Origin of the sequence: Nostoc sp. DedQUE02 (assembly GCF_034531035.1) — a bacterium.
Classification (GTDB): domain Bacteria; phylum Cyanobacteriota; class Cyanobacteriia; order Cyanobacteriales; family Nostocaceae; genus Nostoc.
Map to the genome: position 1 here is coordinate 103,836 of NZ_JAVRBY020000016.1, position 14,721 is coordinate 118,556.

Annotated in this window: 13 protein-coding genes and 1 pseudogene; 3 read left to right on the forward strand and 11 right to left on the reverse strand. The window is 42.8% G+C overall.

Annotated features, from left to right (window positions below; genetic code table 11):
• Positions 1–31: 31 nt before the first annotated feature.
• Positions 32–1,735 carry a serine/threonine-protein kinase gene (locus RMX98_RS15390; RefSeq protein WP_322681627.1) on the reverse strand — a complete coding sequence of 568 codons (1,704 nt, stop codon included), beginning with the start codon at positions 1,733–1,735 and terminating at the stop codon, positions 32–34.
• A gap of 173 nt (positions 1,736–1,908) precedes the next feature.
• Positions 1,909–2,451, reverse strand: coding sequence for a Uma2 family endonuclease (locus tag RMX98_RS15395; RefSeq protein WP_322681642.1), 543 nt, complete (start codon positions 2,449–2,451; stop codon positions 1,909–1,911).
• Positions 2,452–2,686: 235 nt separating this feature from the next.
• Between RMX98_RS15395 and RMX98_RS15400 the strand changes: the two genes are divergently transcribed.
• Positions 2,687–3,157 (forward strand): GAF domain-containing protein, encoded by a 471-nt coding sequence (locus tag RMX98_RS15400; RefSeq protein WP_322681626.1) that lies wholly within the window; start codon positions 2,687–2,689, stop codon positions 3,155–3,157.
• Between the two features lie 72 nt (positions 3,158–3,229).
• On the opposite strand, the pseudogene RMX98_RS15405 reads toward RMX98_RS15400, so the two are convergent.
• Positions 3,230–3,572: pseudogene (locus RMX98_RS15405) on the reverse strand (ketopantoate reductase C-terminal domain-containing protein); the annotation flags it as partial.
• 176 nt (positions 3,573–3,748) lie between these two features.
• Here RMX98_RS15405 and RMX98_RS15410 point away from each other — a divergent pair.
• The gene (locus RMX98_RS15410; protein WP_322681625.1) at positions 3,749–4,150 is read left to right on the forward strand and encodes a fasciclin domain-containing protein; all 402 of its coding nucleotides are present in this window, start codon (positions 3,749–3,751) and stop codon (positions 4,148–4,150) included.
• 200 nt (positions 4,151–4,350) lie between these two features.
• A complete protein-coding gene (locus RMX98_RS15415; protein WP_322681624.1) occupies positions 4,351–4,680 on the forward strand; it encodes a hypothetical protein in 330 nt (109 codons plus the stop codon).
• A 63-nt stretch (positions 4,681–4,743) separates the two neighbouring features.
• On the opposite strand, the gene RMX98_RS15420 is transcribed toward RMX98_RS15415, so the two are convergent.
• From RMX98_RS15420 to RMX98_RS15455, 8 genes are all read right to left on the reverse strand, one after another.
• Complete coding sequence (locus RMX98_RS15420; protein WP_409881250.1) at positions 4,744–4,968, reverse strand: GNAT family N-acetyltransferase; 225 nt, start codon at positions 4,966–4,968, stop codon at positions 4,744–4,746.
• A 133-nt stretch (positions 4,969–5,101) separates the two neighbouring features.
• A complete protein-coding gene (locus tag RMX98_RS15425; RefSeq protein WP_322681623.1) occupies positions 5,102–6,457 on the reverse strand; it encodes a UDP-N-acetylmuramoyl-tripeptide--D-alanyl-D-alanine ligase in 1,356 nt (451 codons plus the stop codon).
• Between the two features lie 254 nt (positions 6,458–6,711).
• On the reverse strand, positions 6,712–7,158 hold the full coding sequence (locus RMX98_RS15430) for a tellurite resistance TerB family protein (protein ID WP_322681622.1): 447 nt from the start codon (positions 7,156–7,158) through the stop codon (positions 6,712–6,714).
• Between the two features lie 177 nt (positions 7,159–7,335).
• Positions 7,336–7,473: a hypothetical protein gene (locus tag RMX98_RS15435; protein ID WP_322681621.1), complete on the reverse strand. Its 138-nt coding sequence runs from the start codon at positions 7,471–7,473 to the stop codon at positions 7,336–7,338.
• Positions 7,474–7,926: 453 nt separating this feature from the next.
• Positions 7,927–8,847, reverse strand: coding sequence for a histone deacetylase (locus tag RMX98_RS15440; RefSeq protein WP_322681620.1), 921 nt, complete (start codon positions 8,845–8,847; stop codon positions 7,927–7,929).
• A gap of 162 nt (positions 8,848–9,009) precedes the next feature.
• Positions 9,010–11,646 carry an EAL domain-containing protein gene (locus RMX98_RS15445; protein WP_322681619.1) on the reverse strand — a complete coding sequence of 879 codons (2,637 nt, stop codon included), beginning with the start codon at positions 11,644–11,646 and terminating at the stop codon, positions 9,010–9,012.
• A gap of 429 nt (positions 11,647–12,075) precedes the next feature.
• The gene (locus RMX98_RS15450; protein ID WP_409881247.1) at positions 12,076–13,818 is read right to left on the reverse strand and encodes a ShlB/FhaC/HecB family hemolysin secretion/activation protein; all 1,743 of its coding nucleotides are present in this window, start codon (positions 13,816–13,818) and stop codon (positions 12,076–12,078) included.
• A 321-nt stretch (positions 13,819–14,139) separates the two neighbouring features.
• The gene (locus RMX98_RS15455; protein ID WP_409881248.1) at positions 14,140–14,445 is read right to left on the reverse strand and encodes a hypothetical protein; all 306 of its coding nucleotides are present in this window, start codon (positions 14,443–14,445) and stop codon (positions 14,140–14,142) included.
• Positions 14,446–14,721: the final 276 nt, after the last annotated feature.

The following is a 14,721-nucleotide window of genomic DNA, read 5'->3' on the forward strand; positions in this document are numbered from 1 at the left end:
ACCGTCCCTCAGTTGATCGGGGACTAAATCTCTACGGCAGTTGCCAAATCTTGATAGTTTTATCCTTACCTCCACTAACCAAAGTTTTGCCATCCGCACTGAAAGCGATCGCATAGACTTCGGCTGAATGTCCATTAAAGGTGTGTATTGCTTCTCCCGTGTTCAGTTGCCAGACTTTTACAGTCTTGTCATCACTACCACTAGCAATATATTCCCCATTTGGGCTGAAGGCGATCGCATTTACATCAGCTAAATGCCCTGTAATAGTGCGTATTTCCATGCCCGTGTCCAGTTTCCACACTTTGATGGTTTTGTCATCGCTAGCACTAGCTAACATCTGACCATCTTGGCTAATTACAACGTCATTCACATCGCCTAAATGCCCCATAATGGTATTTATTTCTTTACCAGTATTCAAATTCCAGACTTTGATAGTTTTATCCTTGCTGCCACTGACAACAGTCTTACCATCTGGGCTGATGGCAACAGCATAAACCCAGTCTGAATGCCCGGTAAGAGTGCGAATTTCATCCCCACTTTCGATGTTCCAAATTTTAACAGTTTTGTCATCGCTGCTACTGGCAAGGTTATGACTTAAAGAGTTAGAGTTCATAGCCAGGGAATTAACTTCGCCTAAATGCCCAGTTAGAGTTGGAATAGACGCCAAGCTTCGTAAAGATATATATCCCCCTAACCCCAATAGCACAACAGCAGCCCCCACCAGCAGGTTACTTTTCCACTGGATTTTCGGCGGTGCAACAGTGGCGATTAAAGCAGATGGTGGTGCAACAGTTGCGAGTAAAGCAGATGGAGGTCTTCTATAGTGACCCATTGATAGCGGCTGTAACCTTGAATTCAAGTCTAGGAGGACTTCATCGGCCGACTGGTAACGCTCCTCGATATTTTTTTGTAACAGCTTACCTAGTACATCTTTTATAGATGCAGATATTGGCAACTTAACGTATTGCTGCCAGGATGTTACCCAGCCGTAGCCCTCTTCAGTCCAGAGTTCAGAGGGGTTAATTCTTGTTAACAGATGAAAGCAAGTCACACCCAAACTGAATAAATCGCTAGCCGGATAAGCACGACGCAGTTTCATTTGTTCAATTGGGGCATAGCCATAGGAACCAATACTCGTGCCTGTATGATGCAAAGAATTTGTTGTTAACTGCTTGGCAACACCGAAATCAATCAGCACTAACTTGCGATCGCTTTGGCGACGGATAATATTTTCTGGCTTAATATCGCGGTGAATTACCTGATGTTCGTGGACAAACTTCAAAACAGGTAATAATTCACTCAAAACTTCCCAAATCTTGTCTTCACTGAAAATTCCTTGTTGTTGTAACTCCTGCCCTAAAGTTTGCCCCTCGATCAGCTGCTGCACCAAATATAAATAGTTATCCTGCTCAAAATAAGCATACAAAGTGGGAATTTGAGGATGTTCTCCTAGCTGTTGCAGACGCCGTGCTTCTTCTTGAAATAATTCCGTTGCCTTATGCAAAGCAGTACTTCCTTGGACTTGGGGTGCTAGCTGCTTAACTACACAATGCTCTTTGAGCTTGTCTTCATCCTCTGCTAAAAAAGTTCTGCCAAATCCGCCACCTCCGAGTGGTTGAATAATGTGGTAGCGGTTTCGTAGCCGTGGTAGTAATCTTGTCCCGCAACTTTGACAAAAATTTATGCCATTAGGGTTGAGGGGCTTTATGCAACTGAGATTGAGGCAGTAGCTCATAGTTAGGCATCTATCACCCGTTGTAATCTATGATAAATACTTCCTGTGCATCCCTTAATATTTCCGATCGCTATCTTGTAAAACTTTGCTCTTGGAGCTTATTGTCCTAATTCAGCTAGATATTAAATTTCTGGTTCTACCCATCTAGCTCTGTAGGAGCTTTTACCATTATCCTAGTCAAACTCTAGAGGCCACAAATCTGCGATTGGTACTTCCCATCCTGGGAGCAGTTCGGGAACTGTTAAAATATCGCCATCACGAAGTATTATTGGCTCTTGTCCAAAATTGTAAACTTCAACAATCCGCTCATCTGGGTTGAGCAAAATTCCTACTTTAGTTCCCAAACTCAGAAATTCTTGAATTTTGGCTCTCAGATCCTCTAAATTATCGCTAGGGGACTTCACCTCTACAGTCAAATCGGGAGCTAATTGAGCAAAAGACTTCGGACTACGACGCAAGCGTTCGGCTAAAACAAATGAAGCGTCCGGTGCGCGCAAATCGGAATTAGGCAATCTGAAACCAGCGCTAGAAGCTGCTGTTCGTCCTAGTTTGCGCGGTCTAACCCAGTTACGTAACTCGGTAATCATGGCAGCAGCGACCTCATCTGATTCGTATCCTGATGGACTCGAAACAATAATATTACCCTTAACTAGTTCCATACGATAGTCAGGATGCTGTTGCTGCATTTGTTCCAAGTCTTCAAGCGTTAGGGACATAAAACCTCTAATGATCGCACGCCTTGTATTTATATTATGGAGACAACAGACCTTTCCAGATGCGATCGCCCCATAAATTCCCTTGACTTTTACGGAATCTGGAAAGGAGAGATTGGTTTTACTAATACCATTTCTTTTATGAGGCTGCGCCAAACTTTTTAACTTCTTATTCCTTTGTGTCCTAACTTGCGGGTTCGCCCTTGGCGTTCTCGATCAAACTTTATTTTCTACCACTATGATTTCAGATACCAAAGCTATTTTTGATACCCTGGCTAACGAAGCGCCTACCATCGACTGGAACCGAATGCTGACCGAAATTCTGGCCGCTTTCGACTGTTCTACAGGTACCATCCACACTCTAGATCGGGACAGCCAGTTATTGCACCTAAAAGCTTACCAAGGCATTCCAGAATTCCTGTTGCCTAAAATGACAGTAATTCCCATTGGTAAAGGGATGGCCGGTGTCGCCGCCGAACGCAAGCAACCCGTACAGATTTGCAACCTGCAAACCGACGAATCGGATGTGGCTAGACCGTCAGCAAAAGAAACCAAGGTAGAAGGTTCTATCGCAGTGCCGCTAATGCTGAATGGCCGATTGTATGGTACCTTGGGCATTGCCAAGCCGATTAGCTACGAATTTACTCCCGAAGAAGAAGAGACACTGATGGAGATTGGAGAGGTTATTAGCCGGAAAATCGTCAGCTAAAATCAACTAGCGACTAAATCTTTTAAGACTCTTTCTTTAACAAATCTCTACAGTTTTCTTACCAAGAGGTATCTAACCAGGAAAATCTGTCAATATTGCTCCTCTAAGAATTTCTTGTCTCCCTGATTCCCCTAACTTTCCCCTCGCATATAAAAACTTCAACTGGTGGTATAAACAGCTAATTTGCACTAAATTCACACCTGCTGCTTGGGCTTTCCGTAATGGGTTGCTGAAAATTACTTCTACTTCCAACGGGCGATTCGTCGTAGTCAATTTTCATATTAGAACGTTAAGGCGTCATTTTGACAGTATAATAGAGCATTGTTTGAATGAAGCGATCGCTAATAATTCGCCCATAGCTTTTTGCCCCCACCGCTACTTCATACATCAACTGTTCGACTAACTCGCGGGTATACTTATACGTTTTAATATAACGGAATTTTCCTAGAAACATCATAAGGTGATGTCTTAGGGGAGTACGCCTCTAGGCGTAGTTTATTCACCACTTGATTTTAAATTTATTTTGTTTAATAAAACTTAAAAGAGGTTTATTATCCTTTAAAATCTTTTGCAGATATTTAGGTAAGATATATGGCTGATATTGTTGAGATTGCAGTTACGGCTGAGTCGTTTAAAACACTGGTGGCGGCTGTACAAGCTGCGGGTTTAGTAGAAACTTTAAAAAGTCCTGGGCCGTTCACTGTCTTTGCACCAAATGACGATGCTTTTGCCAAGTTACCTGCGGGAACTATCCAAACTTTGTTACAGAATATTCCCCAGCTAACGCGGATTTTAAAGTATCATGTCGTTCCAGGAAAGCTGCTACGGGCTGATTTGGCACAACTGGGTACGGTTAATTCTGTGGAAGGTTCACCCATTAAAATTGATTCTTCTGATGGTTTTGAAGTTAAAAATGCCACAGTTTTAGCAGCAGATATCGAAGCTGATAATGGTGTGGTACACGTTATCGATACGGTAATTTTACCAGGTTAATTCAGCTAGGGTGGGTATTTTCCACCCTACTTATCTAAAATCTTTATAATTAACTAACTATTGGTACTATTAAAACGCAACTCAAAAGTTTAGTTTGTGTTATGTTTGCAATGTGAGTACTCACTGTTATGTTAATATAAATTTCGTTGTTTTAAAATAAATTAAATTCTTAAAAAGCCAACATCTATCCCAGGAAATTAATGCTCGATTTTAACACCTTAGCTGAGTTCTCTCGTGGCAACTGCGTAAGCATTTGTGCATTTCTCGTACCAGCGAACTTACTTGTCACAATTTTAACGATGAGCCTAGTTGCCTTACGTCGTCCATCGCCTCAAGTGTGGCAATCTGCTGGAATCGCTAGCTTTTTCGCTTCTGTAATGATACTGCACGTATATACTTGGTTCATGATTGGTGTGGTGATGGCTCCTACTTATATCTTGATGTGGCTAGCAATCACTTGTTTGGTGACTAATTTGGCAGCAATTCTTTTTCAAAGACGCTACAGTAACAGTCCTAGTCTTTCCAATTGAAATCTATAGGTGATATTTTAGACCTCTCCATTCATGCTCAAGGATGGCATATAGCCAAGAATCTCACCATTCTCCCTTAATCCAATGGTGTTCTCGCAAATACCCTTCCTGCCGCATTCCAATTTTTTGTATAACTCTTACTGAGGCAATGTTTTCTGGGTGACAAGTGGCAAAGATGCGATGTAAGCCTAACTCCTGAAAACCGAATGATACAACTGCTTTTACAGCTTCAGTTGCATATCCTTGTCCCCAAAAGTCCTTAGTGAAAGAGTATCCAATAGAGCTTATTAGAGGCTATTTGATTGTCAGGGGCCAAAAGTCAAGTAACACACAACTTCAGCATTAGCAGCGTATTGATGAACCCCTGACCAATCTGATTTTACAAAGTCTCGCAGTATAAGACGTTTGGTTTCTAGTGGTATCATTTGGGAAATTCTGCACGTAATTGATTGACTACCCGATCTAGTCCCACAGAATGGGCGGCTTTGAACAATAAACGATCGCCTGTTTGCACAAATGTCTTCAACCTAGCCACCAACTCGGCATGAGTTGCAAAGCACTCCGATGGGATACCCTCGGCACTAAGAGCGATCGCTTCGGCATCTTGTCCATCTACCAAAACCAACAAACCGTCTAGATTCAACTTTCGTACTGTTTCTCCCACTCGCTGGTGTAACTGCTGCGATCGCTCTCCCAATTCTTTCATTGCACCCAATACGGCAATCTTCCGCTTTCCGGGTGTCTCTGCCAATAATTGCAACGCTGCAATCATAGCTTCTGGTGCAGCATTATAAGTTTCATCTAAGATTACCACATCATTGGGTAAGGTAAATCGCTGCGATCGCCCTGTAGGCATATCTACGATTACACCTGTTTTTAAGGATGCCCAATCAATCCCCAACACCTTTGCCACTGCTAAAGCTGCCAAGAAATTAGTCGCATTATGACGGCCAGGTAAAGGTAGAGGTAATTGGATTCCTGCGACTTCCACCTGGTCGTTATCAATTAACTGCCCTTGAATATCTCCACCAGAAAAGCCGTAAGTCAAAACTTCTCCCTGCCAAAATTTTGCCGCCGTGGTCATTAATAAAGGATTGTCGTGGTTGAGAATTGCCACACTATCAGCAGGCATTTCGACTAACAACTCACATTTTGCCTCAGCGATCGCTTCTTCGGAACCGAGTAACTCAATATGTGCCGTCCCCACATTGGTAATCACTCCAATTGTTGGCCGCGCTATTTGCGTCAGTTCGGCAATTTGTCCCCTACCCCGCATCGCCATTTCAATCACGGCGTAGTCATTTTCAGCACCAAGTTCTAGGAGAGTTTTCGGAACACCGATTTCGTTATTGTAATTTCCATAAGTTTTGTGAACTCGTCCCTTTGTTCCTAAAACTGCGGCGATCAATTCTTTAGTTGTAGTTTTACCCACCGAACCGGTGACACCAATTACAGGAATATTAAAGCGATCGCGCCACCATCGGCCAATTTGTTGATATGCCTTGAGAGTATCTTTTACCTGTAATACAGGAAATCCCGGATTTTCGTATTCAAAATCTACGATTGCAGCTATTGCCCCCTTTGCGATCGCAGTTGGCACAAATTCATGTCCATCAAACTTATCGCCTCGGAAAGCGACAAATACTTCACCCGGCTTCAAGGTACGGCTATCTGTTTGGATACCGCTAGTTACTTGTGTTAAAGCAGTTTCAGATAAGTTTACAGAATGGGCCAAAATAACTTCAACCAGTTGGGTTAGGGTGGCAGAACAACGCATAACTAATTTACAATTTTATTGTTCAAAATCATAAAATCGAATTATGACATAATATTGTTTAAATCAGATAATTTATACGATCAATGTAGAGACGTTGTAATGCAATATTTTTCAACGATATGGAATTATCGCAAATAAATAATCAAAAAATAGTGGCAAAGAAGCTTAACTTCCCTGCCACGCTTTCTTTATAAGCTACTTATAGAGTTTAATCAGCTAAGGACAATGGGCATAAAAAGTTATGTTCTATCACCCTATGCGCGATTTTTAATCAAGATTACTTGCATAATTTGTATTGCTATCTCACTAGAAACCCCTAAAGCTTGATATAAATCATTTAAGAAGTTTTTTTCTTCTTCAGGTACAATACCTTCAGCTAGGACTAAATCGGTCGCTACTGCAAAGGCTGCTTCCCGCAAATCTTGAGATAGAGAATCTTTTGCTGCATTAAACAAAGCATTAAAGCCATCACCCTGGAGAATGCCCAAGATTTTGTCAAATAGCCTGTTTATCATTTCATTAGGATAACTTTTAAAAAGTTTCATCCGGGACAGCACAGAAATGATAGAATTTGTTTGCTCAACAGAAATATAACCGTCTGAAGCAGTTGCCGTCAAGATAATGACAGCAAAAGCTTCTGCTGGATTGAGTGCTGCTTGGGTTTGGCTTTCTGTGCCCAACACAGCGTCGAATAGACCCATTGTAGTAGCTCCTTGGTTAGAGTCCCAACAGCGTTACAGCGACCCGTATGTTTGGTAGATTTACAGGTAAGACTGTAATGCTATAAGACTTTCATCCCTTAGTGTTCCCAGGATTTATTCATGGCGAACAGTTGTACCCAATGGTTTTTGGCAAGAACTACATTGCCATCTGTAAATTTAGCGTTCTCCTGTCTTTTCTATTGTCTCAATTACCGCCAAACCTATACCAGAAGCTGCTATTAACAGTACTACCGATATCAAATAGGCGTTGGTCAGCATTTGTAAAGCTTCATCGAAAAAAATATAGGTGGTCATTGCTTCACCTTTTGAACTTTGTGCTGCTAGTGCTTTTTATTTCTCCACACCCGGATAGGTGAATTTCGTTGAGAAAGTGCTAGCAATTGCATCTTAACAAAACTTTAGCTCTTTCATAACCCTGCTTAAAATTTTTCTTTCTGAAGATTCAATGAAGTTTATAAAAAAGCGATGGGGAATGGGGCATCCCTTCTCTGCGAGACGCTACGCGTAGCTTGCTTCCACGAAGTGGTAGGGCTTACCTCGGCTCCGGCTCGGCACAAGTCGCTCAGGGCAAGTGGGCATTGGGTACAAAAGGCAAAAGGGTAGCGGGGAAAAACTTACTGTAACTTTCTTAGAGATGAACTGAATTGTATTGAGTAGATGCCCACCACAAGGCTTGCCACAAGCATCAAAACTTCTGACGCCAAGGGCGATCGCTGCCTCGAAACTCAGCATTGAGACGAGGAAAGCTTAGACTAAACAACGTCCAATCGTCGCTACAACTGATTGAGAAAGAGTATCAAAGTCATAGCCACCTTCTAAGCCAAACAGAATTTTACGAGTTACCCCTAAACAATAATCAGTAAACAAAGCATAGTCTTCTGGCTGCAAATTGATACTTGCCAAAGGATCTGCCGCGTTGGCATCGTAACCAGCACTGACAATTAGTAAATCTGGTTGAAAGTTGGCTAAAAAGGGTACTACCTTGTTTTCAAACAACGGCTGATATACTGTAATATCGCTACCTGGGGGTACAGGCAAGTTGAGGACATTATTGTGAAAGCCGCGTTCTGTAGCTCTCCCAGTACCAGGATAACAAGGGTACTGGTGTAACGAACAATAAGCAATTTGTGGATAAGTTTCGACAATGGACTGAGTACCATTACCGTGATGCACATCCCAATCTAAGATGGCGACATGATTAACTCCGGGTTGTTCGAGGGCAAATAAAGCGGCGATCGCGGCATTAGAAAATAGACAAAAACCCATCCCCGCATCACTTTCAGCGTGATGTCCTGGGGGACGCGCTAGTACAAAAGCTGGATTAGCCGACTTTAACACAACCTCAACTCCATCCAACCATGCACTGACTGCCAACAATGCCACATCATAACTGCGTGGGGAAACTGGCGTATCTCCATCCAAAGGGCCACCGCCACTAGAGGCGATTTGCCAAAGTTTTTTGATGTATGCTGGGCTATGAGCTTGAACCAACGAAGGCATTAGTGAAGGCTGTTCTGATTCTGGTGTAGGCGATCGCCAGGTGATTTGATCTGCAAATGTAGCTGCTTTTAGGGCATTTGCGATCGCGATCAAGCGTTCTGGTTTTTCAGGATGGTATTTTCCAGTCTTGTGATCTAAAAATTCGTCGGAATAGATGACTGGCAGCATAGAATGATAAAGGTTGGCAGCAGAGACACTGAATGTTATTGTATCCTCACTAGTACAAACAGTTTTTCTTTAAACATTTGTTGAAAATAAATATGCGTTATCCAGAAACCTTGTAGATACGTAGCATTGCTACGTCTTGCTTTTTTGAAGATATCTTTTGTACTAGAGTGTTGGTCGTTTACTTTCAAGGATTTCTGTTGCTTTTTGGGCCGAAAGCGGTCGGTAGAATAAATAGCCCTGTACATCCTCACAGTTGATAGATTTTAAGAACTCCAATTCCTCTTCCTTTTCTACCCCTTCAGCCGTCAACTTCAATCCCAAACTGTGTCCCAAGGTAACTATAGCCTGGATAATATGAGCTACTTTGACATCCTGTGTCAAATTTTGAATGAAAGATTTATCTATTTTCAGATTGTGGAGTGGCAAAAGCTGTAGGCGCGAGAGCGAGGAATGACCTGTACCAAAGTCATCAATGGAGATATAAACACCCATTTGCTGTAGATTCTCTAACACCGTTCTGGTAAAATCTAAGTCCTCAATGGCTGTGGTTTCCATAATTTCTAATTCTAAAAAGCGCGGCTCTAGACCGGTTTGTTCTAAAACTGTGGCTATAGTCTGCACCAATTTGGGTTGGCGGAACTGCTTAAGAGAAAGATTGACAGCGATCTTTATGGGTGGAAATCCTTGATCTTGCCAGATTTTATTCTGAATACAAGCCGTCCGCAGCGTCCATTCGCCGATGGGGACAATTAATCCACTTTCTTCAACCAGGGGAATGAAGACACTGGGTGCAACCAATCCCATCTCTGGATGCTGCCAACGCAATAGAGCCTCCATACTGGTAATTTCTCCTGTGGCAATGTTCACACGAGGCTGATAGTACATCGTAAATTCATTGCGTTCTAGGGCATAGCGCAAGCTCTTTTCTAAAGTCAGGAGTTCAGGATTTTTAGCACTCAGGGAAACACTGTAGAATTGGTAGTTATTCCGCCCTTTGTCTTTGGCGTAATACAAAGCGGCATCTGCGTGCTGGATTAGGGTTTCGGCATCAGGACTGTTGTTATCAAGCAACGCAATACCGAGGCTAGCTGTTACATAAAGTTCATGTCCTTGGAGATGAAAAGCATCCTCTAAGGCTTGTAAGATTCTCTGCGCCACCAAAGTTACCTCTTCAATATCATTGACTCGCGGGAGTAAGATAGTGAATTCATCGCCTCCCCAACGAGCTACAGTGTCTCCGCCTCTGAGCGAGTCTTTTAATCTTTGAGAGACACTTTGTAATAATTGGTCTCCCAGAGTGTGCCCCAGAGTGTCATTAATGACCTTGAAGCGATCCAGGTCAAGGAAAATCACAGCTAAACTTTCGCTATTGCGAGTGGCGTTGAGCAGAGTTTTACTGAGCAATTCATTAAATAGTAAGCGATTCGGCAACCCTGTTAGCATGTCATGGAGGGCTTGATAGCGAATCTTTTCTTCTACTTGCTGACGCTGCTGCGTACTAATGATACTGGCGGCCATTGTCAAAAGGGTAGATTCTTCATGCCTAGACCAATGACGCTCAAAGGTGCAGTCTGCCAAGCCAAGATACCCCCAGAACTCATTTTCCAAGCGAAGAGGTACCAAGAGAAGAGATTGAATGCCATCTCGAATCAGTAATTCTTGTTCAGCGACAGGAAATTTTTGAGTGAGTCCGCTAATCGACTGGCCACTAGAGAGAACAGTGTACCAACGGGCTAATCCTGAAGCTTGATAAGGCTGATTTTGCCAATGATGGTGGGTAGATTCAATAAAAGAGTGCGTCCATTCAAATCGTAGGCTGACTGCTATTTCACCTGTAATAGGATGGGGATGGTTTTGAAAGAGATAGGCACGATCTGCCTTGGCAGCTTCACCCAGTACAGCTAGAGCTCGATCAATACCAGTTTCATAATTCATTTCCCCTAGCAAATAATTGGCAGCTTCGGCAACTGCCTGTAGCAAGCGATCGCGCTGGCGCAGTTCGGCTGTAGCTTGCTTTTGCTCTGTAATATCCCTAACAATAAAAGTTCTAATTAAATCACTTTCAGGAAGGTAGAGAACGGATTGTTCAAAAACTTCCGTGCCTACTTCCACCTCCCGCACAAAAGGATTTGTTTCTAGATTGTTAACTCCACTCAGAAGTCCTGTTAAAATAGGATGTTTCGTCCCAACTTCCCGAAGCTTGGGAAACTTAAGAGCTGCGGCTGGATTGAGATAAGTAACTGTTCCCTCAAAATCCATCTCAATAATTGGATTGGGGATGAGTTCAGGGAAGGATGCTAGGCGGGCTAAGGCGGATTCACTAGCCGCTTCAAAGCTAGGATCGACAGCTAAAGTTTGAAAGGGATTGGCAGGACTAGCTTGCTCTGAAAGAAAACCAGATAAATCTTCAACATCAAAAGATTCCGAAAATACTTGTTCTGAAATATTGGAAATAGCATAATATTTAGCCTGAGCTTGATTACTGCCAAAGGCAATGATATCTCCATGCCTGAGATTATGAGAAAAGCATTTACTACCATTTACAAATAAGCCATTAGTACTTCCTTTTCCTTTATAGTTGCCATCAATTATTTGGAAGCCATATTGGTCAGTTTCTGGAACAGTTACTCGCAATAAAATTGCATGTTGCATTGATACTGACCGGGAAGCCAAGACAATAGTATTTGCGGAATGCCGCCCCAGCGAATAAGTATTTTCTCGCAAAGGGATAGTTCGCCGCCCTTGCAGGTCTTGAATAACCAACAGATGGCGTATTTTTTCCCGCTCATTTTCTTGCATGGTTGTTCCTCAAATTCTCATATTTTTATGTCTTAATCTGAAAAATAGTACCCCAAAAGTACAGCTTGAAAGTCTTAAATTCTGGGAAAATTTGCTCAATAAAAGTTCTTATCGTGTGCGTAGGTGTACCCCACCGCAGGCATCCTAAAATTGCTATGAGGGTGCAAACTAGCCCTGTTCTCAATGATTGACCTTTTGGAATAAGATGGCTAATTGTTCAATCAGTTTTTGCGGTAGAAGTTCTAGCTGATTTCTCCACTCATACATAAGTTATAAACTTTATCCCTTCGTCTATATCATCCAACCTTGTCTTTCTTAGGATACCCAGATTAACAATTCAAAATTCATGCATTCAAAATTGCACCCTTACAGAGAAGCGAGCTACGCACAGCCTCAAACTTAGGCAATCAGAAGAACAACTTCTAAATTTTAAAAAGGATTATAGAGCAAGCTAAAATACAGACCATTTTCTTGTAATGTTCTGTCATTTGAGTTAACAGATACTAAAGGAATACCCCAGTCAAGACGAACGGTGAAGCGATCGCCCTGTGCCCAACGCAACCCCAAACCAACAGCAGCTAAAGTATTAGGGTCGGGATTCTCTCTACCAGAACTATTCCAGCCAACACCAAAATCCACAAACGGAACAACCTGTAAGATGCTATTTATCTGCGGTAAGCGCAGAATCGGTACTTGAACTTCCGCAGAAACAAAAGCGCCATTATCCGTTAGCAGGTAATCTTGACGGTAGCCGCGAATACTATCCTGCCCACCTAAGCCAAATTGCTCTATAGGCAAAAGTGTTCTAGATGCGAGTTGCGTATTTAAACGAAGTAATAGTAAGGTTTCAGGAGCTAAAAGGCGTGCCCACTGCGCTTGCCCTTGCCAAGCAAAAAAACGGCTATCAGGAGGATCTTGATTAACTGTGGCATTCAACACATCTATGCCTAAATTGAATTGAGAACGCAAGGCGATGACTTCATGGCTGTTACGACTCGTCCATTCTTGAAAAAATCGCAACGCAGATACCCTAGTGCGTCCCTGTTCATCAGCACCAGGCGAAAGTAGAGAGGGAGAATACCCATATCTCTGTAAGTTCCACGAGATATCACTTTCGCGTCGCGAGGCTGTTAAGCCAAGAGCTAATTCTTGTGTGGGAGTTTGAACTATGGGCTGGCGGAATGTCACTTCGTAGTAGCGAGATGCGGATTCGATATCTAAAGATTTGAAATCAGGTTCAATGACATTACTCGATGTAGTGCCATAGTTGAAGGTAAGCGTTCCGTTGCGGGGATTGAGAGGCAATGTGTAGCTGGCATCAAAAGAGTTGCTACCATCAGTATTGGTGTAGCCTAGACTCAGACTATCTCCCAATCCGAGTAAGTTGGCTTCATTCAATCGTAATCCGCGTCGGAAACTGCCAACACTAGGCGATCGCCCATTATCAAGAATTATTTGGCTACTAAAAGTTTTTGCCTCACTGACTTTAACTTCTAACAGACTCGTACCCGTCCGCGATCCTGCTGAGAGTTCAGCACTCACGTTTTGAATCAAAGGATTAAGTTGCAAAAGTTGCAGTGCTTCTAGTAGACGCTGGCGATTGAGAGGCGGTGATGTCGCTATTGCTAGTCGGCTACGGATATAATTTGGATTCAATCGCCGAGTCCCAGCTACCTGGATATCTTCTAATTTACCTTCGACCACCTGAATTTTGACAACACCCGATTTGATTGTTTGGGGTGGAATATAAGCACCAGAAGTAATGTAACCATTTTTGACATATAAATCAGTAATTTTAGAACGTGCTTGATACACTTCAGTCAGCGAGATCGGTCGTTTGGTAAATTCAGCAGTTGCTTTAGCTAACTCTTGGGCACTGAAGACTGTGCTACCAACAACTTCAAACCGTTCAACAACAATAGTTTGAGGAAAGTTGCCAGGGAGTGGTTCTTCAGGTGTGGGAGTTGGGGCAGAGGGTGGAAATAGTTCTGCTGGTGGCGGGAGTGGCTGTGGCAATACAGGTAAAGGAAGTGGCGAAGGTGGAGGTGGTTGGACATCCTGTGGTGGTGGAATTTGTTGTGATAGGATGAAATTACTAGTTGGTAATTGTGTAGTATCAACAGCCTGAGCTTTCAGTGGACTTAAAGATGTACTGCTAAGTAATAGAAACATACTCAACGGTAAGCAGGACAGTATAAGATTCAGAGGGCATTTATTAATCATCGCACTGGACTATTTTTGTCAGCTTCAGATGTGAATCTTACTTCATCTTTTGTCGCTAAAGTTGATATCTTGAGCAAATCTCAATTTAAAAGCTAAATCATCTGGTGATTGCAGACTTACAGCAGTTTCCATATATTTAGACCACAATTACGAGACCTAACCCCCAGCCCCTTCCCTACCTCTCCCTAACCCTCTCCTACGAGGAGAGGGAAGCAGAAAAGCTTTTGTTGCTGGAAGGGAAGAAAATCAAAGCCTCTCTCCTTTTAGGAGCTACGGTGTACACACAAGTTTTTTAAATTGCAATGGCATTGCATCGGCTGACAATGGCATTGCATCGACTGACAATGGCATTGCATCGGCTGACAATGGCATTGCATCGACTGACAATGGCATTGCATCGACTGACAATGGCATTGCATCGACTGACAATGGCATTGCATCGGCTGACAATGACATTGCATCGACTGACAATGGCATTGCATCGACTGACAATGGCATTGCATCGGCTGACAATGGCATTGCATCGGCTGACAATGACATTGCATCGACTGACAATGGCATTGCATCGATTGACAATACTATTTTCTCTCGTTCCGATACTTTCCTATGAGAATAAGTCCTATCGTGTCCGGTTAAAGACTTATTATTTAGACCGCAGGGAGCATACTTCGACTGCGCTCAGTACAAGGGGAGCAGCGAGCAGGGGAAAAGAGGCTTTTATGCTTTTTGCACAGATGCGGGAATTATAACTAATACCATTTTGCAATTATATGTGGTATTTCTCCCCCTGCCTCCCCTGCTTCCCCTGCTCCCCCTGCCTGTCAAAACTAATATTTTTGAACGCAACTTGGT

Coding starts and splice junctions, on each gene's coding strand:
- RMX98_RS15390 (WP_322681627.1), bottom strand. CDS start 1,735: ATGAGCTACTGCCTCAATCTCAGTTGCATAAAGCCCCTCAACCCTAAT.
- RMX98_RS15440 (WP_322681620.1), bottom strand. CDS start 8,847: ATGCTGCCAGTCATCTATTCCGACGAATTTTTAGATCACAAGACTGGA.
- RMX98_RS15410 (WP_322681625.1), top strand. CDS start 3,749: ATGGCTGATATTGTTGAGATTGCAGTTACGGCTGAGTCGTTTAAAACA.
- RMX98_RS15450 (WP_409881247.1), bottom strand. CDS start 13,818: ATGTTTCTATTACTTAGCAGTACATCTTTAAGTCCACTGAAAGCTCAG.
- RMX98_RS15435 (WP_322681621.1), bottom strand. CDS start 7,473: ATGACCACCTATATTTTTTTCGATGAAGCTTTACAAATGCTGACCAAC.
- RMX98_RS15400 (WP_322681626.1), top strand. CDS start 2,687: ATGATTTCAGATACCAAAGCTATTTTTGATACCCTGGCTAACGAAGCG.
- RMX98_RS15415 (WP_322681624.1), top strand. CDS start 4,351: ATGCTCGATTTTAACACCTTAGCTGAGTTCTCTCGTGGCAACTGCGTA.
- RMX98_RS15445 (WP_322681619.1), bottom strand. CDS start 11,646: ATGCAAGAAAATGAGCGGGAAAAAATACGCCATCTGTTGGTTATTCAA.
- RMX98_RS15430 (WP_322681622.1), bottom strand. CDS start 7,158: ATGGGTCTATTCGACGCTGTGTTGGGCACAGAAAGCCAAACCCAAGCA.
- RMX98_RS15395 (WP_322681642.1), bottom strand. CDS start 2,451: ATGTCCCTAACGCTTGAAGACTTGGAACAAATGCAGCAACAGCATCCT.
- RMX98_RS15425 (WP_322681623.1), bottom strand. CDS start 6,457: ATGCGTTGTTCTGCCACCCTAACCCAACTGGTTGAAGTTATTTTGGCC.